The 20,390-nt window shown below is 67.7% G+C and carries 21 protein-coding genes and 6 pseudogenes; 17 read left to right on the top strand and 10 right to left on the bottom strand.

Translation table 11 applies throughout. The features are described 5' to 3' along the window. A pseudogene (locus C3488_RS28750) lies at positions 1-201 on the bottom strand (integrase); the annotation flags it as partial. A gap of 108 nt (positions 202-309) precedes the next feature. On the opposite strand from C3488_RS28750, the gene C3488_RS28755 reads away from it, so the two are divergent. From C3488_RS28755 to C3488_RS40240, 3 genes are all read left to right on the top strand, one after another. Then, positions 310-852 carry an SMI1/KNR4 family protein gene (locus C3488_RS28755; protein WP_146067939.1) on the top strand — a complete coding sequence of 181 codons (543 nt, stop codon included), beginning with the start codon at positions 310-312 and terminating at the stop codon, positions 850-852. A gap of 285 nt (positions 853-1,137) precedes the next feature. Beyond that, positions 1,138-1,575 (top strand): cupin domain-containing protein, encoded by a 438-nt coding sequence (locus C3488_RS28760; RefSeq protein WP_103843826.1) that lies wholly within the window; start codon positions 1,138-1,140, stop codon positions 1,573-1,575. Between the two features lie 608 nt (positions 1,576-2,183). Then, the gene (locus C3488_RS40240; RefSeq protein ID WP_146067940.1) at positions 2,184-2,447 is read left to right on the top strand and encodes a hypothetical protein; all 264 of its coding nucleotides are present in this window, start codon (positions 2,184-2,186) and stop codon (positions 2,445-2,447) included. 287 nt (positions 2,448-2,734) lie between these two features. On the opposite strand, the gene C3488_RS28765 is transcribed toward C3488_RS40240, so the two are convergent. Continuing rightward, a complete protein-coding gene (locus tag C3488_RS28765) occupies positions 2,735-3,385 on the bottom strand; it encodes a VCBS repeat-containing protein (protein WP_103843827.1) in 651 nt (216 codons plus the stop codon). Continuing rightward, positions 3,385-3,924: a peptidase inhibitor family I36 protein gene (locus C3488_RS28770; RefSeq protein ID WP_146067941.1), complete on the bottom strand. Its 540-nt coding sequence runs from the start codon at positions 3,922-3,924 to the stop codon at positions 3,385-3,387. Before C3488_RS28770 ends, C3488_RS28765 begins: the two co-directional genes overlap by 1 nt. A gap of 247 nt (positions 3,925-4,171) precedes the next feature. Here C3488_RS28770 and C3488_RS28775 point away from each other — a divergent pair, with 247 nt between their 5' ends. From C3488_RS28775 to C3488_RS28795, 5 genes and pseudogenes are all read left to right on the top strand, one after another. Further along, a complete protein-coding gene (locus C3488_RS28775; protein WP_103843829.1) occupies positions 4,172-4,666 on the top strand; it encodes a GNAT family N-acetyltransferase in 495 nt (164 codons plus the stop codon). 216 nt (positions 4,667-4,882) lie between these two features. Further along, positions 4,883-5,519 (top strand): annotated as a pseudogene (locus C3488_RS28780) (IS701 family transposase); the annotation flags it as partial. Then, positions 5,512-5,702, top strand: a pseudogene (locus tag C3488_RS42735) (transposase); the annotation flags it as partial. The pseudogenes C3488_RS28780 and C3488_RS42735, both read left to right, overlap by 8 nt. 10 nt (positions 5,703-5,712) lie before the next feature. Next, positions 5,713-6,252 (top strand): hypothetical protein, encoded by a 540-nt coding sequence (locus tag C3488_RS40790; protein ID WP_181139236.1) that lies wholly within the window; start codon positions 5,713-5,715, stop codon positions 6,250-6,252. 130 nt (positions 6,253-6,382) lie between these two features. Next, entirely contained in the window at positions 6,383-6,925 is a 543-nt protein-coding gene (locus tag C3488_RS28795; RefSeq protein ID WP_103843831.1) for an isochorismatase family protein, read from the top strand. A 53-nt stretch (positions 6,926-6,978) separates the two neighbouring features. Here C3488_RS28795 and C3488_RS42740 read toward each other — a convergent pair. Continuing rightward, a pseudogene (locus C3488_RS42740) lies at positions 6,979-7,231 on the bottom strand (transposase); the annotation flags it as partial. 229 nt (positions 7,232-7,460) lie between these two features. On the opposite strand from C3488_RS42740, the gene C3488_RS28805 reads away from it, so the two are divergent. The 4 genes from C3488_RS28805 to C3488_RS28820 all read left to right on the top strand — a co-directional run bounded on the left by C3488_RS28805 (position 7,461) and on the right by C3488_RS28820 (position 11,572). Beyond that, the gene (locus C3488_RS28805) at positions 7,461-8,378 is read left to right on the top strand and encodes a DUF6891 domain-containing protein (protein WP_103843832.1); all 918 of its coding nucleotides are present in this window, start codon (positions 7,461-7,463) and stop codon (positions 8,376-8,378) included. Positions 8,379-9,048: 670 nt separating this feature from the next. Beyond that, the gene (locus tag C3488_RS28810; RefSeq protein ID WP_103843853.1) at positions 9,049-9,633 is read left to right on the top strand and encodes a TetR/AcrR family transcriptional regulator; all 585 of its coding nucleotides are present in this window, start codon (positions 9,049-9,051) and stop codon (positions 9,631-9,633) included. 123 nt (positions 9,634-9,756) lie between these two features. Further along, complete coding sequence (locus tag C3488_RS28815) at positions 9,757-10,788, top strand: MFS transporter (protein ID WP_103843833.1); 1,032 nt, start codon at positions 9,757-9,759, stop codon at positions 10,786-10,788. A gap of 25 nt (positions 10,789-10,813) precedes the next feature. Continuing rightward, entirely contained in the window at positions 10,814-11,572 is a 759-nt protein-coding gene (locus tag C3488_RS28820) for an SDR family NAD(P)-dependent oxidoreductase (RefSeq protein ID WP_103843834.1), read from the top strand. Positions 11,573-12,009: 437 nt separating this feature from the next. Here C3488_RS28820 and C3488_RS28825 read toward each other — a convergent pair whose 3' ends face one another. Together C3488_RS28825 and C3488_RS40245 are read right to left on the bottom strand one after the other, a co-directional pair. Beyond that, positions 12,010-12,324 carry a hypothetical protein gene (locus C3488_RS28825; RefSeq protein WP_258053734.1) on the bottom strand — a complete coding sequence of 105 codons (315 nt, stop codon included), beginning with the start codon at positions 12,322-12,324 and terminating at the stop codon, positions 12,010-12,012. Between the two features lie 229 nt (positions 12,325-12,553). Beyond that, positions 12,554-13,225 carry a hypothetical protein gene (locus C3488_RS40245; RefSeq protein WP_146067942.1) on the bottom strand — a complete coding sequence of 224 codons (672 nt, stop codon included), beginning with the start codon at positions 13,223-13,225 and terminating at the stop codon, positions 12,554-12,556. 941 nt (positions 13,226-14,166) lie between these two features. On the opposite strand from C3488_RS40245, the gene C3488_RS28840 reads away from it, so the two are divergent. Continuing rightward, positions 14,167-14,532, top strand: a complete 366-nt coding sequence (locus C3488_RS28840; RefSeq protein WP_258053735.1) for a hypothetical protein — start codon at positions 14,167-14,169, stop codon at positions 14,530-14,532. Positions 14,533-14,613: 81 nt separating this feature from the next. Here the strand turns inward: C3488_RS28840 and C3488_RS28845 are convergent. Then, a pseudogene (locus C3488_RS28845) lies at positions 14,614-14,727 on the bottom strand (IS5/IS1182 family transposase); the annotation flags it as partial. Between the two features lie 18 nt (positions 14,728-14,745). Here C3488_RS28845 and C3488_RS28850 point away from each other — a divergent pair. Next, on the top strand, positions 14,746-14,934 hold the full coding sequence (locus C3488_RS28850; protein ID WP_079077019.1) for a hypothetical protein: 189 nt from the start codon (positions 14,746-14,748) through the stop codon (positions 14,932-14,934). A gap of 271 nt (positions 14,935-15,205) precedes the next feature. Here the strand turns inward: C3488_RS28850 and C3488_RS28855 are convergent, their stop codons facing one another. Further along, the gene (locus C3488_RS28855; protein ID WP_103843838.1) at positions 15,206-15,760 is read right to left on the bottom strand and encodes a DUF4262 domain-containing protein; all 555 of its coding nucleotides are present in this window, start codon (positions 15,758-15,760) and stop codon (positions 15,206-15,208) included. A 209-nt stretch (positions 15,761-15,969) separates the two neighbouring features. Here C3488_RS28855 and C3488_RS28860 point away from each other — a divergent pair, with 209 nt between their 5' ends. After that, the gene (locus C3488_RS28860; protein WP_258053736.1) at positions 15,970-16,218 is read left to right on the top strand and encodes a hypothetical protein; all 249 of its coding nucleotides are present in this window, start codon (positions 15,970-15,972) and stop codon (positions 16,216-16,218) included. A 392-nt stretch (positions 16,219-16,610) separates the two neighbouring features. Here the strand turns inward: C3488_RS28860 and C3488_RS28865 are convergent, their stop codons facing one another. After that, on the bottom strand, positions 16,611-17,108 hold the full coding sequence (locus C3488_RS28865; protein ID WP_103843840.1) for an SgcJ/EcaC family oxidoreductase: 498 nt from the start codon (positions 17,106-17,108) through the stop codon (positions 16,611-16,613). A gap of 75 nt (positions 17,109-17,183) precedes the next feature. On the opposite strand from C3488_RS28865, the gene C3488_RS28870 reads away from it, so the two are divergent. Both C3488_RS28870 and C3488_RS41145 read left to right on the top strand, forming a co-directional pair. Next, positions 17,184-17,687 carry a MarR family winged helix-turn-helix transcriptional regulator gene (locus C3488_RS28870; RefSeq protein ID WP_258053737.1) on the top strand — a complete coding sequence of 168 codons (504 nt, stop codon included), beginning with the start codon at positions 17,184-17,186 and terminating at the stop codon, positions 17,685-17,687. A gap of 275 nt (positions 17,688-17,962) precedes the next feature. Continuing rightward, positions 17,963-18,185 (top strand): annotated as a pseudogene (locus tag C3488_RS41145) (ATP-binding protein); the annotation flags it as partial. A gap of 26 nt (positions 18,186-18,211) precedes the next feature. Here C3488_RS41145 and C3488_RS28885 read toward each other — a convergent pair. Next, positions 18,212-18,763: an AAA family ATPase gene (locus C3488_RS28885; RefSeq protein WP_103843842.1), complete on the bottom strand. Its 552-nt coding sequence runs from the start codon at positions 18,761-18,763 to the stop codon at positions 18,212-18,214. Between the last annotated feature and the right edge of the window lie 1,627 nt (positions 18,764-20,390).

Raw genomic sequence — 20,390 nt, forward strand, 5'->3', positions numbered from 1 at the left:
GCCGCGGAACTCCCACTTCTCTTCCATCTCCTTCACCATCTGCTTGAGCCGGTTGCGGGCGAACCGGGCGATGCCGTCCTCCAGCTTCATGCCGTGATCGGCGGGCGCGGAGACGACGGTGCCGGAGATGTGGCCGTCGATGGTCGACAGGGCGGTGGAAGCGCCCTTCTTCCCTCCAGGCTGGGTCCACAGCCACTCCACGAACATCACCAGGCGCCGGGGGGAACGGCGAGCAGCGGGACGCCGCCGATACAGCTCCGGGTGAGACGGCCGAGATCGGCTGTCAGCCCCTTCTGCCAGCATGCTGCCGTGACAAACACACCTGATCAACGTCCTACCGAAGCCACTCTCGCCTTCCTGCGCTCCGCGTTCCCGCCGGAATGGCGCGAGCCGGCGCTCGGACATGAAGCTGTCGCGGAGTGGGAGCAGGAGAACCGGGTGGGCATCCCCGAGCCGTACAGGACCTTCATAGCGGAGATCAGTAACGGGTCCAGCCTCGGCCCCGCCGGCGACGGCGGTCTTCAACCGCTCGGCTGGCTCCCCGACACGTGGCCCGACCTCGGCCCGCGACAACCAGGGGAACCGTTCCCCCTGGAGGCGGCTTGGGCCTGGGAGGACGATGAGAGTGTCGACCCCGAGGACCCGCGGATCGACGCCGTATTCAACAAGGGGTCCGTCGTTCTTGGGTCCGAGGACGGGCAGTCCTTCTGGCTCCTGCTCACCACCGGCCCCCGTCGCGGTGAGGTGTGGATGGTCGCCGACGTCGGCGCCATCCCGGCGCCCGGCGAGCAGGCATGGGGGTTCGAGGAGTGGGTGCGGCGCTGGCACACCGGCGAGGACTGGTGGGACTGACCCCGCAGTCCTGCGCAGTCGCAAGGCCGCAGGCCGTTCGAATGCCTCCCGGATTGTGGCGGCCGCCGACGGGAGGCAGGGTGGTGTCGAGGCCGTTTGGGCGAGGCAGAAGGCACACGACCTGTCACGGATGCGGCTGTGGCTTGTCCTCGTCGCGAAGCGAGTTATGTGAGCTGGGAACCGGCGCCCTTGGTCACCGCCGAACGAGTGGGTCGGTACACCGGTCCGAAATGCGGTAGCCGACGCAAGATCGCCCATTCCGGCAGGCTTACGGAGGTGTGGTGCATGTCCGCGAAGAACCCAGAGCATGGGACCCCCGACGAGGTCTCGTTGCCGCCTGAAGTCAAGTTGCTGCAGGAAGTCACTCCGCCCTTCTTTCCCGAAGGCGGTTCCGGAATGACCATCCTCGTCGAGTGGCCTCCCGGTCACCCAGGGCTCCCTCCGCATCGCCACTCGGGCCCGTCGTTCGGCTACGTGATGGATGGCGCCCTCCGGTTCGAGCTCGAGGGCGAGCCCGAGCGTGTGGTCGAGGCCGGTGGGACGTTCTGGGAGCCAGGCGGTGACGTGATCCACTACCAGGACGGCAACGCCCTCTCGGACGCACCGACCAAGTTCGTGGTGACCATGGTGTGCGCGCCGGGTCAGCCGATGCTCACGCTGGTCGACGAGGAGGAGCTGAAGGAACGAGCGCACCTGCGCGCCCCGCGTCCCACCGAAGGCTGACCTGCGAGATCGACAAGAGCGCAGAGTTCGGAACACCGGTCCACGTGCCTCCCTTTGCAGCAACCCGTCATCGTCATCGATCTCACGAACCCGCACACGTTCTGCCACCCGGACCGACTCATGGTGACGCACCGCTGCGCCGGCACTCGAGCGACGCGTCATCACAGCAGGGCAAGGGGCGCCTGATACGGCACTACTGAGGTTTTCAGTTCGGGGTGGCCGACTGTTCTCAAGTTGGCTCGGGGGCGCTTGATGGGATCCCGACCGATCGGTCTGATCGGGTGGGATGTTGTCGTTGGGCAGGCCGTTCGAGTCCGTTGTTCGGGGCCGCTAGTGCATGTGGGCGGTGTGCGTCGGTCCGTGAGGCGTTTCGGTGGCAGTCCGGTGGCGGCACGACGATCACCCGACCGCCCTGTCGCCACACCCAACTCCCGCACCGACCCTATTTCATCCCGTCGGGAGGCAGCGGCTCGCTCGTCACCCGGTGCAGCGCTCGCTGGGAACCGCCGCGAACTCCACAACCGGGTGAAGCTTCCCGGTCAGGGCCATAGTGGCCGTGACCCACCTGGCCGCGGCTCGGTCGTCAACACATATCGCCCTTGGGGGTCATGCGCACCCGCGCCGTCATCGCCGCTGCCCTGCTGCTCGGCGCCGCCGCCACCGCCTGCAGCAGCGATGCCGGGGCCAAGCCGGCGCCCACGGTCACCGTCACGCAGACCGTCACTGCGGCGCCCAGCACCGAGGCCGCCGACTCCAACGCTGGCGTCCTCAAGACGGGTACACAGAAGGCTGTCGACGATGGCCTGAACAACATCCACACGACCGTGCAGGCCCGTGGAGTACCAGCAGCCCTACAAGGGCCTCCAGCCTGAGAAACGCCCAACTTCCAGGGCGTGGACGTCTGGGCGACTGCCAGCGTCGAGGTGTGCAACATCGTCGGCGCCGACACGAGCGTTGACGATCAGATGCTGACGAACCTCTCAGAAGAGAAACAGCTGCTGACGCCCAACTGCCGTAGGCAGAACGTGGAGCGTCTCACGGCCAGATTCGACCACCCCGGGAAACGTGGGTGGCGCCCGCCTCTTCCCAACTAGGCGCTGCAGCGGACGCCGCCCGGTGCCGGCCCCTCCAAGGCTGTGCCTCCCTGGAGGGGCCGCTTTCAGAAGCCGCCGTTGAGGTCGTACCAGTCCCGGTAAAGCATTTGGTACTTGGCGAAGGAGCCGTTGCCGTTGCCTGCGTAGAGCCGTAGCTCGTTCGCCTCGGACGTGGCGTCGGGGTTGAGGTAGCCGTCCTGGGTGGCCGCGACCAGGTCGTCGCGTCCGTCGCCGTTGACGTCGCCGATGCTGACGAAGGCCGACATCTGGCCCCAGCCGCCGCCGAGGAGTTTCCGGGCGCCGAAGGAGCCGTGTCCGTTGCCGGGGTACAGCCACAGATTGCCCGAGGTGTCACGGGCCAGGAGGTCGCCGTGGTGATCGCCGTTGAGGTCACCCGGTGCGGTCAGGGCGTTCATGGACTTCCAGCCGCCGCCCAGGGACTTGCGGGCGCCGAAGGTGCCGTGGCCGGTGCCCGCGTACAGCCACAGGGTGCCGGCGGAGTCACGGGCCAGCAGGTCGCCGCGTCCGTCGCCGTTGAGGTCACCGGTGGCGGTGATGGTGGCCATCGACTTCCAGCCGCCGCCGAGGTCCTTGCGTGTGCCGAACTTGCCCCGGCCGTTGCCCGGATAGAGCCATAGCTCGCCGGAGGAGTCGCGGGCGACCAGGTCTTCGGTGCCGTCACCGGTGAGGTCGCCGTGCCGGGTGAGGGCGGTCATCAGCCGCTGCCGAGCAGCGTGCCGTCCCCGGTGCCGGAGACGAACCAGAGGCGGCCACTGCGGTCCCGGGACAGCAGGTCCGCGCGGCCGTCACCGTTCAGGTCGCCGAACCCGGCGGTGCTCGGGCTCGGCTGCGCGTTCCACCCGGCGTAGGGCGGTTCGATGCACTCCCGCTCGTTGGGAACGAACTTGACGGAGCTGATCGCTTTGTCGAGGCTCGAGTCGTAGCTGGACAACCCGTTGTCCGGTGGGTCGGGGAAGTAGCTGCCGCTGTACTTCGGGTCGCTGTAGAGGCAGGAAACGCTGGACGTGCGGTTCCAGTAGGAGCGGATCCTGTTGTCCCATGTGCCCATCGTGGGCATGTCGGTGCGGGTCTTCACCATGGAGCCGGTCGCGTCCGTACCGCTCCATCCGCACAGGTAGCCGGACGGGCAAGCGCTCGCCGACATGGTGGCGGCCTGCGCCGGTGCGCTGAGCGGCACTGCCGCCAGCGCCATGCTCCCCGCGCCCACCAGCAGCCGTCTGAGAGGTCTGTTCACCTAGATCCCTTCTGGGATTTTCCTGGGAGATCGATGAGGACGAGCGCGCTGTATGCCTGTTCCGCCGACGTGTGGCTCGTCGTCCCGTGCTGATCAAGGTTGATCACAGGGAGACCGTCACCCGCAGCCGGATGTAGTCGAGGCCTAGTACTCCAGCCGTAGGTCGTTACGCGCCCTGGTCTTGGGGCCGTCTGCCACTGGCGGAAACCCAGGTGGCCTCAGCGCACGATCTGGGTAGAGTCGGGCAATGCCCGAGCTGAGGCGGCTGCATGCCAACCACGCCCCGGCGGTCCTGGCCTTCGAGCTGGCGAACCGCACCTACTTCGCTGCCTCGATCTCCGACCGCGGCGACGACTTCTTCGACCAGTTCACCGACCGGTACAACGCCTCGCTGGCCGAGCAGGAGGCCGGTATCTGCGCTTTCTACGTGCTTGTCGCCGAGGATGGCTCGGCACTCGGCCGGTTCAACTTGTACGACTTGGAGGACGGCACTGCGAGACTCGGCTACCGGGTCGCGGAGCGGGTCGCCGGCCGCGGCGTGGCGACCGCGACCGTCCGGGAGCTTTGCCAGCTGGCGGCGGCGCGGCACGGGCTGCGCACACTGCGGGCGGCCACCTCCCACGACAATGTTGCGTCCCAGAAGGTGTTGGCCAAGGCCGGGTTCGTCCCGGTTGGCCCGGCCGCCCCGGCCGATCTCGGCGGCAAGTCAGGCACCTGGTACCAGCGCGACCTTCAGCCGTAGACCGTGATCTTGCTGGTGGACCGGCTGCAAGAAGGCTGCGGCCACCGCTGGTCATCGGTGTGTGAAGACTAACGATCTTGCTGAGGCCGCAGGTCACAGCGGAGACCCTGCCCGCTGACAGGAAGCGTTGAGGCCGGATAACGGTCCGGTTCGCGCGGGTCGAACCTCGGCGCCGGGTAGGGGACTTGGTGCTGGGGCTTCTGTCGGATCTGCAGCGCCGTCTACCTCGTCTATGCGGGCCTGCGCGGGCACGCGGCGGCGGGACCGGGAGCTGTACGTCCCGCGCTCGTGGACGTGCGCTCCGCACCGCTGCCGGGCCGCGGGGCTGGGCGGGGCCACCGTCTTCGCAACCAAGCCGGAACTGGCCGCCCGCATGATCGGCCGGTTTGTCGACGCCGGGCAGCGCGTGGGCTGGGTCCCAGGCGACGAGGTCTACGGCAGCAACCCGAAGCTGCGAACCGCCTTGGAAGAGCGCCAGGTCGGCTGCGTGCTCGCCGTCGCCTGCTCACACGAAGTCACCACCAGTGCAGGGAGGTTCCGCGCGGATGCCCTGGCCGCGAAAGTGCCCAAGCGGGCCTGGCAGAAGCTGTCGGCCGGGGCCGGTGCCAAGGGGCACCGATTCTACGACTGGGCCGTCATCGACCTGGCCGAACCGCGCCCAGGCAGCCGTCAGCTGCTGATCCGCCGCAACCGCACCACCGGTGAACTCGCCTACTACCGCTGCTTCTGCCCCGCCCCAGTGTCCCTGGCCGCCCCGGGCCGCGTCGCTGGATCAAGGTGGCGGGTGGAGGAGACCTTCCCATCCGGAAAGGGCCTGGCTGGACTCGACGAGCACCAGGTCCGCAGCGCGCCGCGGGGTCGAGAGCTCAGCCCGCCTTGGCCGTCACCGCTGGGTGGTCGAGCGGACCATGTCGTGGCTGTCCGGGTGCCGTCGGCTGCACCGGCGCTACGAGCGGAAGCCCGAACACTTGGCTTCACTGCAATCGCGGTCATGCTCATCTGCCTACGGCGTCTGGGTGTCAGCGCCGGCCGGTAGCGTCTGCCAGGTGACCGACGACGCCGTCATCTGGAACCGGCTCGCCGCCTTGCTGCCGGAGGCCGAAGCCCAGGAAGTCAAAGACTTCTGGGACATCGGAGAACAGGAGGCGGGACTTGGCCTGCTCGTCTCCGGCATCCTTGGCCACCAGGTGCCGATCAGCGAGACGGTCAGGGCCCAGATCTCCGTGCTCGCGGAGACCTGGGGCGAGCGAGAGACGCTCACACCACGGATCCTGCGGTGCCGTGATGACGGCACATCGGGCCACCTGAAGCTGATCGAAGACGACGCAAGCACCGACCTCGAGGCAATAGGTGGGGCCGAACAGGACCTGGCCGGTCTCGTCCTCGTCCCCTGGATCGCCTGCATGAGATGCGGCCATGTCCTGATGCGCGCCCATGCCCGAGAAAGCCGGGGAGATCTCTCCTACCTGGCGCACCACTACGTCATCACGACGCCGAACCGAGCCACCGTCCTGCGGCTCTTCCCCGCCGACTCCGCCGGCGTAGCCTTCGCTGCCCTCCAGCGTGCGTGTTCCGACGCACCATAAGAAACAACGCCTGACGACCCCGCAGGGTCAGAACCGGTCTAGGCGGTTTCGGTTAGATCATGGCGGGCTCGCTGTTCCTGGACCCACTTGGCTGTCCAAGGTGCGGGGCTGAGCCGGATAGGCTCGGGCGATGCCGGACACAGCATTGCTCATCATCGATATGCAGACTGCCTTGTTGGGCGACGCGCATGACGTCGGGGCTTGCCTGCACAAGGTCGCCAACCTGGCCGAACAGGCTCGCGCCGCTGGCGTGCCGATCATCTACCTGCGACAACGGCTCCATGACGTGCCTGCTGGCCTGATCGAGGTCCATCCGGTGGTGGCACCCCAGCTGGGCGATGTCGTGCTGGACAAGGACAGCGCGGACTCCTTCCTCGACACCGGGCTCGGTGATCTGCTGGACGAGTCGGCGGTGTGCCGTGTGATCGTCACCGGCTTCGCCACCGAGTACTGCGTTGACTCCACCAGCCGCGGCGCGCTCTCACGTGGCTACGACCTTGTGCTCGTCTCAGACGGACACACCACGCCGGAACGCCCGCCCGGTGCTGCGCCGTCGGCCGCTCAGGTCATTGCCCACCACAACACGACCTTCTCAGCCATCCAGTACGCCGGGCGCTCAATCACGGTCACACCGGCTGCTCACGTCCGCCTCGATGCCGCCCTGGCGAGCTGAGGAGAGCGTCCGGATCAGCGGGCGGACCAGAAGAAGATGCCCGCGACGTGGAGTCAAGCCAAGTAGATGGCCGCGGTCTTCTCATAGCGGGTGGTGATGCCGCGCCACTGCTTGAGGCGGTTGATGCACCGCTCGACGGTGTTGCGCTGCTTGTAGGCATCGCGGTCGAAAGACGGTGGTCTGCCGCCGCGGCTGCCCCGCCGCAGCCGGTGGGCGCGCTGATCCGCTGGAAGGGATCACCGCCGGGATGCCGCGCTTGCGCAGGTGCTCGCGGATGGCGCGTGAGGAGTACGCCTTGCTGGAACTTGGAGGCGATCGCGTCGATCGCCTCACGATGATCCCGCCAGCGGCCATCCCGCCTCGGCGTTCGGTCCGGGAGTAACGGCTCAATCCGTGCCTACTGCACGGCAGTCAACGTCATACCCGAACCAACGACCCGGCGGATCCGAACGAGACTGCCTAGCCGCCGGAGTGCAGTTGCGTCGCGGGGCAGGGAAGGAGGTCCGCCGTCAGAGGGGTGTGTCAGAGTCTTTGCATGCTCGAGATCGTGGTGAAGACGGAGAACTGGGAGCGGCACGTCCGTGTGTCCGCCGAGGAGCTGGCCGGGCTGGTTCGGCGCATCGGCGGTGACGGTGACCGCTTCCTGGTCGTCCAGCGGATACCTGACCTGCCTGACGTCTTCGCCCAGGTCTGGCACCAGGCCGGTGGGGACTACACGTTGGAGTACCGTGACGGTGCCCCTGCCCGGCACTTCCAGGCGATGGCCCACAGGCCCGAGGTCGTGAGTGCCGCGATTGCCGGCTGGGCACGCCAGGAGGCCGGATGGGACGGTGGACTGGCTTGGTCGCTGCTGGACATCGGATCCAATCAGGAGGTGCCGCCGCTCGACCTCGCCGAAGACGAGCGCGAGCAGTTGGAAGAGCGCGTCCGCGAGGTGCTGATCGGCGGCTATGCCTCCCGTGCAGAACTGGCCGAGCTTGCTGAGGAGCACCTGGTGACCAGGGACCGCCGGCCCGTTTCGCGCGAGCAGGCACAGGCGCTGGTCGACCGGTTGTGGCTGGAGCGCGTCGCGGAGCAAGCCACATGGCAAGGCGAGACCGATCCCGAGCGGCTCACCCGCGCATTCACCGCCCTGCGAGAGGCCGGTATCACGGCCCGCGAGAACTTCACCTGTTGCCGTAGCTGCGGCCAGTCCGAGATCGGCGGTGAAGGCGAGCCCGACGCCCGCGGCTACGTCTACTTCCACAGCCAGTGCACGGATTCCGCCGCAGCCGGCCGGGGACTCATGCTGCTCTATGGCGGGTTCGACGGCTCGTCCGAGACCACCGCAGCCATCGGTCACGAGGTCGTGGCTGCTCTGAAAGCTGCCGGCCTCCACGCCGAGTGGGATCATGACCCCGGCCGGGCCATCACCGTCACCCCACTGGACTGGCGCCGCCGCCTCGTCGGTTAGGACCGACGCAGAAGATCACACCCACATGAGAGCGGTTGTGCGGGGTGCCCACGACCGGTACCGCTCTGGAACATTCCGCCAAGCCAACCGGTCCGGAACTTCCCCACGATGCCGTTCGGGACGGTCCGGTCGTCCAGCAGCGGACGAATCGTCGGGGACACCGGCAGCAGAGGACGCAGCAGATCCCACTCGGCGTCGGACCGCTCATGGCGACGTATCGTCCAACTATGATCCACCGCTTGAGAAAGCGGCACCGGATGGAGGGGGCACGTTCGGCTTCCGTGAGTGCTCGGAGGAGGACCAGGCCCAGCTCGCGGAGTGGCCGGCTGTCGAGCTGTGCGGGGGGCTGAACCGGGACCGGCTCGCGGCGGTGGTGGTCGCCCGCTGTCGCACGGACCGGCTGGAGCCGCCGGTGCCGGGACGTATCGCCGGCTGGTGGGCTCGGCGGTCAGCACCTTCGAGGAACGGTTCTGTGTGGCCACCGTGGGCCGGTTGCCGGCGGCGCCCCGCCCGCTGCAGGCCCACCTCGTCGAGCAGCACGCCACTGGTGAGCACACCATCGCCGACCTCGCCGACCGATTGCCCGTTATCTCGTGCGACGGCGTACCAGGTCTCACCGCGGTGCACAGTTATTTGACTGATCGTTCTAGATACGCTTATGGTCTTCGACGTGGCCAGGACCAAGGAATTCGATCCGGATGCCGCGCTGCAGTCGGCCCTTGAGCTGTTCTGGCGCCGCGGCTACGAAGCGACGTCGCTGACGGACCTGGTCGAGCACCTCGGTATCGGCCGGGCCAGCATCTATGCGACCTTCGGCAGCAAGCACGAGCTGTATCTGAAGGCCATGGACCGGTACGCCGAGACGCGCGACCCGGCTCTCCTTGCCGAGTTGTCCCAGCCGGGTCCCGCACTGCCTGCGGTGCGGGCGGTAGTGCGCCGCTTCGCCGCAGAGGCCGCCTCCCCCGAGGGGCGACTGAACGGCTGTTTCGTCACCAATACCGCGGCCGAGCTGGCGCCGCACGACCCTGCAGCGGCCCGCCGGGTCGAGGTCAGCTGGGAGCACGTCGAGACCCTGCTGCACTCCGCGCTCGTACGGGCCCAGGCTCAGGGCGAGCTGCCCGAGGACCGCGATCCGCGTGCGCTGGCCCGCATGCTGCTCGTACTGCTACAGGGGGTACGGATCGTCGGCAAGGCGTCGAACGATCCCGCCCGAGTGCGGGACGCGGCTGAACAGGCCCTAGCCCTGCTGGACTGACTCACATCCACCGAATCCACCGGGCTCTCTTTCACATGCCCGAATAATGAACCGATCGGTCAAATATGAGGGGGAAGGCATGACCGCCACGGGCGCTGCCCGCGTCGCAGCTATGCGGAAGCGATGTGCTACGAGCAACGTCCCCGTGCCTGGGGCGAGCGGGACCGCGGCCGAGGCGGCAGCGAAGAGGACCAGGCCCGCGGCCAGAGCGCGCCGCCCCCCATAGCGGTCCGCGAGGCGTCCGCCGAAGAGCAGCAGCCCGGCAAAGGTCAGTCCGTAGGCAGCGCTGAGCATGATCAAGTCTGCGCGTTGTCTTGGCGTTGGATCTTTGCCGTACCGCTCGTGGTGGCCCTCGCAGCTCTCGCCCTCGCGCCCCGGCTGCTGCCGGACACCACGCCGAGCCGGAGCAGGACTCTCGACCTGCCGGGTGCACTGCTCGCCACGGCCGGGATCACCCTCGCCAGTTACGGACTCATCGTCACCGATACCCGCCCATGGTCGTCGGTCGGCGTGCTCGCGCCGCTGCTGTGCGGGGCCGCGCTGCTGGCCGCGTTCTGGTACGCCGAGTGCCAGGCCCCGGACCCACTGTTGCCGCCCGGCTTCCTGCTCGACCGGCGGCGGGTCCTCGCTCTCGCGGCCATCGCGCTGAGCGCCTGCGGAACCGCGATGACCTTCGTGGTCCTCTCGCTGCAACTCCAGCAGGCGCGCGACTGGTCACAGCTGCAGACCTCGGCCGCATTCGTACCGTTCGCTGTTGCGCTGATCGCCTCGAGCCGGGCAGCAGGACCGCTCATCGGCCGGTACGGGGCCCGAACCGTCACAGCCGCTGGGCTCGGCACCGGCGCGGCCGGGCTCACCCTCCTCGCGCTCACCGGGATCGACGCACACATCTCATACGGGTACGGACTGCTACCGGGCCTCGTGCTGCTGCCGGCCGGCACAGCGGCCTCCTTCGCGGGAGCCGCCGTGCTCGCCACCGAAGGGGTGCCGCAGCAGCAGACCGGGCTCGCGGGCGGCGTGCTGAACACCGCGATGGAACTCGGTCCGACTCTGCTGCTCGCGATCCTGCTCACGCTCGGCAGCGATGCCTCGTCCCTGGTCGCAACAGGGGCCGCTCTCGCCGCCGTCGCCCTTCTGAACCGCCGCACCAAGTAATCCATCACTCAAGGGAGCCACCGCAATGAACCGCTTCACCGGCAAGACCGTCCTCGTCACCGGCGCAGGCTCCGGCCTCGGCCGCGCGATCGCACTCGCCTTCGCCACCGAGGGCGCATCCGTGGTCGCCGCGGGACGCACCGCGGCCTCCCTGGACGAGACGGTCGGTCTCATCGAGGCCACCGGCGGCACGGCCACCGCCGTCACCGCCGATGTCACCGACTCCAGCCAGCTCCAGAACCTCATACGCGAGAGCGTCACCCGCTTCGGTGGACTGGACATCGCGGTCAACAACGCCGGAATACTCCGCGGCACTGTACCCGTCGGTGAGGTGAGCGAGGAGGACTGGGACGCGGTGCTGCGAACCAATGTCACCGGAGTCTGGCTGGCCATGAAGCACGAGATCGCGCACATGAGGGAAAACGGTGGCGGCTCCATCGTCAACATCTCCTCAAACCTGGGCGCACACGTCCGCATGCCGAACCTTGCCGCGTACATCACCTCAAAGGCAGCGGTCTCCGCGCTGACCCGCGCCGCCGCTCTCGACCACATCCACCAGGGCATCCGCATCAACGCCGTCAGCCCCGGCGCCTCCGACGCTCCCATGTCGCTGCGGCCCGGCGAGACCGAGGCCGACCGTGCCGAGCGAGTGAAGACACAAAACCCGCTCGGCCGGGTCGCGGAAGCCGAGGAAGTGGCGGCCGCGGTGCTCTATCTGGCCTCCCCCGCAGCCGGCGCGGTGGTCGGCGCCGACCTGGTCATCGACAGTGGATCCTCGGCCTGACGGTTCGTGGCTTCAGCGTCGTCCTTCCCCGGAAACTCCGTCACAGCGGACTGGAATGCGCAGCACATCCCGACCAAAGAGGCCGCACTGCGGTACCGCTGACGCCAACGGCAGCATCGACTATGCGGAGTACGGATCTGGCCCGTCGTGGCCCTCGAATGGTCTCGGCTACTGTATTGAGGCCCGCGGAAGGCAGTCGAGGCACGATTGGGGGGAATTCCAGCCTCAAAGCCACACTTTCCGCAACGGCGGTGTGATCGCCGAGACCGAGCGGGAGAACATCCGCGAGTCGGCACTGGAAGGCTCGACAAGTGGCCAGCAAGGGCAAGCACAGCGGCCGGCCACCGGTCATCACCCTCGAACGAGGATTCCGTCGCGACGACACCCTCGCCCACGCCTACCGGACTGGCTCAACGCCGCTTGATCAACGCGCGAGGTCATACAACGTCGCGTACATCCGGCCACGGCCGACCGTCGGCGGAAGCACCAGAGGGCCGACCGGCGCGAACGAAGTCGCCGTACTCATCCTGGACAACGTTCTCGTTGACCCACCGGTCCCGTACGGCTCCAGCGCCCTGTTCGGCAACCACCAGCGCGGCCAGCGGGTCCTCGGTCGTGCCCAGGAGCCGGCCGAACTCGCTGGCTTCGTCGTCAGGATCGAACGGCGGGAACTCGCCCAGGTCCAGGAAGCTTTCGCAGCCGACGTCTTCGACCGTGTGGAGGTAGACCTCGAAGGGGACCCTTCGTGGCACGAACCTCGACGTAGCGCACACCAGGCCGCTCTGCCGAGCCGCACGGCCCAAGGAACTGCTCGACCGAACGCCCCCGTCGCAAGGCCCCGAGAATGAACGACTCCGCCAAGTACCGCACCCGAGCACGATACTGCGCCGGCCCCACGCACAGGGCCTGGAGATCTGAGGTGCGTCTGCGCCGGCTGGCCGGGCTACTCACTCCCCGGCCAGGCAGCTCTCGCAGCCGGTCCTACTTGCGGGCTGCGGCCTCGTACCGGTCCACCTGTTCGCGCAAGAGCTTGGTGGCCGTGTCGGCTCCCGCGTCCGCGACGCCGCCGGTGCCAACGTTGATCAGGGTGGGCCCGTCGAGGGTGAACTGCTGGAGTGCCGTGGCGCCGTCGCTGTCGATGCGTACACCCAGGGACCGGTCGCCAAGCTTGTCGACGCTCATCGGCGAGTACTTCAGCACCGACCCCTGGTAGGTCTCCTGGTGACAGGACTCGAGTGCCTTCTCCATCGCGGTGAACGACTCGGCGGCATCTCTCGCGCTCGCGTACTGCCGAATGCCCACAGACGCTACCGTGGCGGTCAGCCCTCCGCCCTTCTGGAAGGTGCGAAGGACATGAATTTGCACCTTGTGCGGCTGGCGGTAGTTGCAGAACGTCTTGTCGCCTGTGCTGGAGTTGCTATCGGTTGACCAGCCGGGAGGCATCTGCGAGAGCGACAGCAGAGCTGATGTGAGCTGCGCCTTTGTGAGGAGCGCGGCCTGCGGAGTCGGAGAGGAGGATGCCGGGCTGGACGCGGCGACGCTGGGCGACGCGGCAGGCTTTGCAGCTGTGGGCGCGGCGGTGTTGCTGCAGGCAGCGAGCGCCACGGACATGGCAGCCGCGCCAAGCGCGCCGAAGTATTGCCGGTGAAACACGGAGATCGTCTCCTGAGCGGTGTGAAGAAGCAGCGGAGAGCCCGGATGCCGTGTGAAGCTTATGCGCTCATGAAAGCTGCATTAATTCCCGGTGGGCTCTGCCAGGCAGGGTGATTGGGCCTCGGCACGATGCACACGCTGCCGCGCCGGTTACGGGGAGTGGCGGGCGGAGGACGTGGAACAGGCGAGCGAGCCTCTGCGTACCCCTGTCGATAGGGCAGGGCGGTCTGGGGGCAGGGGCAGGTCATGCGAACGCCGGGCCCAGCTGGGCGCGGCCGCGGGCGCCGTGCTTGTGCGGATCATCGACATCGGTCGCTTCGTCCCGCCGGCAGATGCGGGATGGTTTCCGAGGCCTCACACCATGGTGATCGTGTTGCCGGTCGATCATCCTCACACCCCTATGCGGAGGAGGACGGCGACACCATCGACCTCGAATCTGCGCCTCCGATCAAGACCGAGGTGGTATCGCGCGGCTGAGGGACTCCCCTACTGGGACATCCCTGCACCGTCCGAACCGAGGAAGCTCTGGAGGAACACCGCCCCTCCCCCAAGGCGCACTCCCCACAGCCTACCGAGGCGTGTCCCCTGCGTGCCTCCCAGGGGACGCGACGGGGAACGTCGGGTGCAGCCATGCTCCGCCCCAGATCGGGAACTTGGCAGGTCAATCCGGACCCGCATACGCGATCTTCCAAACAGGTGCTCAAGTTGGCCAGACGAGCATCGGGAGGCAAGACACCCCGCGCGCTACTCTTCCGCCCAGGGGGTGGGCACGAGCGACCGAGACCTATCCGAGTACGAGCGGATGTGGACCAGCGAACGGGACCAGTGGGCACTCTTTCGAAGCGGTGCCGGCGCGCCACGGAGGGCGGCCTGCCTGTCAGACCCGCCCTGTACGGTTCGGCCTCATGGCTGAGAGACCGACGACGAACTGGGGAAGAGGCGTGGCCGCAGAAGCCGCGGAGCTTGCCGCCGGCACTCTGGACCCCGACTGCGCATGCATGGTCGACCTGTACCCCGATGAGCTTCTGTCAGCAACCGATTCCGTCCTGGACGCCTTCGAGGCCGATCTGCCCACACTCGACGAAGGAGACGACGAACAGGTCTTCGCCGTAGTGGAGCGCGTCGTCCTGTCCCTGAACGCAGTGAACGAAGCCCACGACGAAGCCGCCTTCGAGACCGATGAGCGCGAGCAGCTCTGCCTCTGCATCGACGAGGCTCTCACCGAGCAAGGAGTCGACGTCGCGGCCCTGACCGCCAGGCACGGACTCGGTCGGCACGCACTGACCGATCAATGGCGGGACTGGTGAACAGCCCACCGTCGTGAGAGGTCAGGCTGCTGTGGCCCGTCTCATTCATCGGCGTTCAGGGACGTTCAGGCGCCTTCCGCAAAACTTCGACTCGATGGCCTCGAGGGTTCGGCGATGGTCGGCCCACCGCCGGCCGCGGACCGGATCGGCTGGCATCAGCGGCTTGATCCGGTCCCACACCGCATCAGTGATCACTAAGGGAACAGGGGGACGATGAGCAGGAGACGCTACGTCGCCCGGGGCGTGCCGGGTGGTTACCGGATCTGGGACAACCGTGGACGTCGATGGTGGGGCGATCTGTACGAGTTGTGTCCTGACGATCTCGTCGCCGAGCTCAACGGCCAGGCGGATCACGCGCGGATCACTGCGCTGATGAAGCGCTACAGGGCGCAGAAGCGATAGGTGCCGCCGAAGCGGGGACGACGCATACGCGCACCACAAGCGCACCGGATGCCAAGTGGCGAGCCGAGCCCGCTCGCAGCGGCTTGACCCTTGAGCGAGCGGGCGGGCACCGTGCCCCGTACAGCACGGAAGTACAGCGACCACAACAACCGTTACCGCCCAGCAGCCACCGTGCAGGACTGGGCAGCAACCACAGTGACCGTCTCCGACCGTTCAGCATTGAGCTACGGATCAGGAGGTGATGCCCTCAGTGCGGCCCGCGCCGAGGGCATCACGACTGGTTTTCGCCGACTCGCGACCATGGCCCCTCGGTGTCGGCCTTCGGGACCCAGAGCAGCGGCTGGCTCGTACGGCAGTAGTCATCCACTCCTTCTTCCCAGGGGAAGCGTCCGGCCTTGTCGGGCCAAAACAGCTGCGTGACGGGCAGCGGCGGGGCTTGGTAGAAGTCGATGCCGGCACCGAAGAAGTCCCAGTACCAGCTGGGGTGAACAGGCCGGACAGCGACGTCGTAGCCGTTGAGGACGTCGCCTCTGCGCTGGTCTGGTTCCAGCGGAAGACCACCACGGATGCCGGCTCCAGCGGCATTCACGACGGGCATCCCCACTTCGATCCGCAGGCCGAAGACACAGACCTCGGGACTGCGCAGTGTGTGCCACAGCCCTATGGAGTAGGCCCAATCGGCGGGTGCGTCGTCGCCAGCGCCGACACCCATGACGTGCCAGCCGAAGTCGATGACGCTCTGTGCTATCCGGTTGTCGCGCTCTTCCCAGGCAGGGCCATCTGCAGGCGGTGCGCAGAGGAGACAGAAGCAAGGGGGACGGTCCATCCGAGGAGGGTAGATCACCGGGGTGTCCGGGCCGTCTCTGGGCCGTCCGAGGCCGCTGGGCAGTGGCCAGCGCGGACCAGTGATCACCACTCGGGCGGAAGAAGTAAGCCGGTCGCTGTAAGCCGCCTGCCTGCGGGTTTCTCCGCGAGTAGGGGGCTTTTCAGTTGGGGTGAACCACCCTCGGCCAGGCCTCTGCCATGCTCAGGCCCATGAGCGCCTACAGCAGCGATCCGCAGTTGAACGTCACCGACGCGACCGGGAACGGCGTCGAAGTGGACGTGGCCACGAACTTGCTGAGCGGCACGGTGCGGTTGTCGGTGCTGTGGACTGACCAAGTCTTCCTCAACCCAGATGATGCCGAACGCGTGGCCCAAGCCCTCCTACGAGCCGCCGAACACGGCCGCCGTATCGCGAAAGGACGACGCCCGCGACCGGACAACACTGCCACGAGCGACTGACTTACAACGTTCTCTTCGGGTTCAAGGCGCCCGGTTGCGCTGACGCTCCGCCGGGCGCGCTTCCCGGCTCGCGCGCGCTGCGCCCCTGCCTCCGGCCCGCTCCGCGCGCGCTGCGCCGACGCGCGCCCACGTGTGGATAGGGCCCGAAAGCCATGAGTCGAGCACCGCAACATGCGGCTACGTTCAGAACATGCCTCCGGCGGGGGCGCTCAGGCTCCGAGAGGGAGGGGCGCCGTTCGCGACTGCCGGCCGCGAAGTGGCGAGCGCGGAGCGCCGGCCCAGGTACGGCAGATACACCCGTACGCGCAGCGCGATGGCGAGCCGCTCGACCAGCGCGTCTTCCGGGCCCTGCTCCCCGCGCCTGTCGGGACGGGCGGGTGCCGGCCCTCAGCTCAGGAGGCCCTGGAGTCGGCCGAGGAGCTCGCGGGGCGGGTGGCGGGCTGGAAGCGGAAGGAGAGGGCTTCCATCAACGGACGGTGCCGGGTCTTCTGCACGGCGGCGATACGCCACTGCTCCGTGGCCGCTTCGCGGACCAGTGTGTAGCTCGCCAGCTTGCCGAGTCGGGCCGGCCGGGCGCCCTTGTAGGTGTCGCCGCGGGTCAGGACGACGGCGGTCGCGGGCCCGTAGCGGCGGATGCTGACGATCTCCACGGCCAGCTTGGTGCCCTTGAGGAAGCTGTCGAACAGAGCCTGGTGAGCGCGTCCGATCTCCCCTCCTCCGGTGTAGACGGTGCCCATGAAGGTGACGTCGGTGGCATCGGGCGTGAACAGGCGTCCGTAGGCGGTGCCGTCGCCGCGGTTCCATGCCTCGACGGCCGCGTCGAGGACAGCGCGGATCGCCGTGGTGTCGGTTTCGCGGCCGGCTGTGCACTGGGTGCTCCCGGTCTCCATGATAAATTCCCCCATAAAGAATCTGCTCGCATGGACTCTCTTCTCTTAGGAAGAGATTATGGAGGGAGCACAGCCGTGTCAACAGTCCCGGGTCCCACGGCGGACGACGCGAGCCGCGTCTACCGGCGTTACCTCAGCGCCGTGCTGCTGCACGCCCACGCCGGAGCGAAACTCTGCGATCTGGGAGCGAGCGATCTGTATGCGCTCAACGTGCTGGAACTCGACGGCCCGATGACCCCCGGCCAACTCGGGGCCCGTACCGGCCTGACCACCGGCCCGACCACCCGCCTCGTCGACCGACTGGAGCGGGCCGGCTACGTCCGCCGCGTCCCCGCCCCCGACGACCGCCGCAAGGTCATCGTCGAACCCGTCGCCAAGCCCGCCGACCTCGACCGCGTACTGGCCCCCGCCCGCCAGAACCTCGCCCGCCTCCTGGACTCGTACACCCCCGACCAACGCGCCGTCCTCTTCGACTACTTCACCCGCGCCGCCAGCGCCTACCAGGAAGCCGCCCAACGTCTTCGCGACACCCCCCCCACCCGTACCGGGGCAGTGGACACACCCGACACTCCCTCGTAGAGGTCCGTCATGACTTCCGCTCTCGGAAGAGTTGCCGAGGGACGAGAACCGCTGACCGGCGCACGACGGCGAGGAGGCCTGTGATCGATTCGTTCACCGTTGCCTCCGGCGGCGATGACGCCCGCTCCCCTGTTACCGGCGCCCCCGGTGCGCGCGCTGCACCTCGTACCGTCGCGTTCCAGGGCCGAGGCAATGAGTGCTGCCCGAAACACTGAACAACTGCTCCCACTTTCGGGTTGTGCTCCAACTCGAGTGGTGCAGTCACTTTCAACCATGGCACCGAACTGCTGTTGCAGGTTCTGACCGAGCGGAAGGTGAAGAACAGTGTCGCCATCGCCTCCAACGAAGCCTTCCGCGGCTCGACCGAGACGTTCACAGATCCCCTGGCTCTGCACGACCATCGTTGACCGGCTGACCTTCAACGGCACGATCATCGAGACCGGGACCGACCCCTACCGTCTCGCCCAGTCCCATGCCAAGCAGAACAGGCCGCTCTGATCTGAACAGAGCCGGGGAGCTTGCCGTCAGTTCACCATGGCGCGATGGCGAGCTTCCCGGATGATGCGATCCGCGGTCTCCTCGGGACTGAGGGCCGCGGTGTCGAACCACCAGCCGACATCGCCGAGCTCGCGCTTCATGTCGGCATCGAGATCTTCATAGCCGTCGAAGTCGAACCGCTCCCGTGGATCACGCAGGGTGTTGCGGTACCGGCACGCCTCGATCCCCGGTGCGAGAACGACGAACAAGACTTGCCGGGCGGGCAGGAGCGAAACGAAGAAGTCCAGCTGTTCGCGGTTGGGGATCACCCAGTCGATGACGGGCGTGAAGCCGGCGTCGGAAAAGTTGTTCGCCAGCGTGCACAGATTGCGGTTGCACAGCTCCACCTGCCGTGCCGCCTCGTCGGCAGGCTCGCCAAGGGCCCAGACGTGACCGCTGACGATCAGCCTGGTGATGAAGTCGCCGTCGAGCCGGGCGGAGCGCGGCAGGCGCTCGGCGACGAGCTTGGTCACCGTCGACTTCCCGGCCCCCGGCATCCCCGTCACGATCAGGCAGTCCGGCGTCTCAGAAGTGATCACGCCTGCAATCGTGTCAGCGTTGCCCGGTGGGCGGCAATCGCATTTTCAGGGCGGCCCTCGAGCGCTGTCCGCTCCAGCCCCTGGGGCCGTGAGCCCTCACACGGTGCTCGACGGCCGCTTGGCCCTGGGGTGTTCCCGAAACTCGCCGACATTTCTGCGGCCGAGCCCCCTCAAGCGTTCCGGAACTCACCATCACGCGTTGCTGCTTCTCACGGACACAATCATGCTGGGCGACCTTCAAGGCGAAGCCGAGGCGCTGCGCAAGCTTAGGTCGCCACCAGCAGCACCCTGTCCTCCAGCGGCGGCTGCCACGGCCGGCAGGCAGGCATCGCCCGCCTGCACAACGCAGCTCACAGGTACAAGTCGATCAGCGCCGGTACAGGATGTTCTTGCTGTCGGTCATTGGGTGTCAGTCAATAAAGCCGGCATTCCCACGGCTCGAAGTCCGGCTCACCGGGAGGCAATTCCCCGGTGCAATATCTGTAGAGCCACGCTGCAGCCCGGCGCTCAGCGTGCTTTTCGTTGACCGGCTCTCCCCGCTCGTCCAGTTGGAGGACGTTTACGAAGATCGCGAAGCAGATCTCCATCTGGGAAGGCGTGGCGAGGAAGTGCAGGCTCCGCCGAGGTCGGTCGCCTCCTGCTGCGGGTGCGAGATCGGGGACCACCCCGGGCCCGGATGGCTAGATTCCTCGGTGTGCCTTCACATCTCAGTCGCGGTACTTCGGGAGCCATCCGGCGCTTTGCTGGATGGCTCGCTCGTGGTTCGGTAGGCCACCCGATGCTGGAAGGGATCAACTACTGGGAGGAGCTGAGGGTTCGCCGGCATCGCCGCCGCCCTGATGTGTCACCGACGGCCGGCCAAGTGAAGTACTGCACCCTGCCCCACGCCCCGTGGATGCCCCGCAACTCGGTCGTGCGCGGTCATGGTCAGCACACTGAGAGCATGCTGCTGCCCCCACCCATCTCAAGAAACTGGGCGCTGTGCTGCGCACCGGGGCCCACTACCGGCGCCGCCGCGACGACCACGGGGGCAGCGTCGCCACCACACTCGCGTATTCCGCGAACAGGGCCCCCAACCTCAGGCGGCTTGAAATGCTACTTGATCTTGGAAGACGGTGGTGAGGCTATCGGCGGCCGAGGCGGCACCGAGGTCGAGAGGGTGGGTCTTGTCGCGGTGGACCAGGGAGGACCTGATCAGCGCTGCCGGTCAGGCGAAGCTACGGCAGGCCGCCGGGGGCTGATCGCCGACAGCGCTGAACGATCACATCATGCGCCTGGGATCGACCGCTTGCCCCTCGACAGAAGCGGGCACTGTCAGAGCCGAACTGATCGAAGCTGTCCGCATCACCGACCCCGCCAGGCATCTGACCTCCTCGGAAGTCCGGCCGGGTGGAGGCCGGTCCGGGCGTGTGGGTGAACCAGGCATCGCCGACGGCTGGTTCGCGGGAAGGGAGGGCAGGCTGTGCGGTTCCTGAAGGGCCGCGGGGGTGACGGGGGCCATGGCCTCGGCCGACGCCGCCGGTAGCGCGGCAGGGAGCGGGGTAGCCGTGCTCATGGCGGTGGCGACTGCTGCCGGTCGCGGCGTCTGCGGATTAGTCTTGTCGGTGGCCTGGGCCGTGGACGGCTC

This window comes from Streptomyces sp. Ru72, from assembly GCF_002920635.1.
Lineage (GTDB): Bacteria > Actinomycetota > Actinomycetes > Streptomycetales > Streptomycetaceae > Streptomyces.

Coding starts and splice junctions, on each gene's coding strand:
- C3488_RS28820 (WP_103843834.1), top strand. CDS start 10,814: ATGAACCGCTTCACCGGCAAGACCGTCCTCGTCACCGGCGCAGGCTCC.
- C3488_RS28795 (WP_103843831.1), top strand. CDS start 6,383: ATGCCGGACACAGCATTGCTCATCATCGATATGCAGACTGCCTTGTTG.
- C3488_RS28860 (WP_258053736.1), top strand. CDS start 15,970: ATGAGCGCCTACAGCAGCGATCCGCAGTTGAACGTCACCGACGCGACC.
- C3488_RS28805 (WP_103843832.1), top strand. CDS start 7,461: ATGCTCGAGATCGTGGTGAAGACGGAGAACTGGGAGCGGCACGTCCGT.
- C3488_RS28815 (WP_103843833.1), top strand. CDS start 9,757: ATGTGCTACGAGCAACGTCCCCGTGCCTGGGGCGAGCGGGACCGCGGC.
- C3488_RS40240 (WP_146067940.1), top strand. CDS start 2,184: ATGCGCACCCGCGCCGTCATCGCCGCTGCCCTGCTGCTCGGCGCCGCC.
- C3488_RS28865 (WP_103843840.1), bottom strand. CDS start 17,108: ATGGAGACCGGGAGCACCCAGTGCACAGCCGGCCGCGAAACCGACACC.
- C3488_RS28855 (WP_103843838.1), bottom strand. CDS start 15,760: ATGGACCGTCCCCCTTGCTTCTGTCTCCTCTGCGCACCGCCTGCAGAT.
- C3488_RS28760 (WP_103843826.1), top strand. CDS start 1,138: ATGTCCGCGAAGAACCCAGAGCATGGGACCCCCGACGAGGTCTCGTTG.
- C3488_RS28775 (WP_103843829.1), top strand. CDS start 4,172: ATGCCCGAGCTGAGGCGGCTGCATGCCAACCACGCCCCGGCGGTCCTG.
- C3488_RS28850 (WP_079077019.1), top strand. CDS start 14,746: ATGAGCAGGAGACGCTACGTCGCCCGGGGCGTGCCGGGTGGTTACCGG.
- C3488_RS28765 (WP_103843827.1), bottom strand. CDS start 3,385: ATGACCGCCCTCACCCGGCACGGCGACCTCACCGGTGACGGCACCGAA.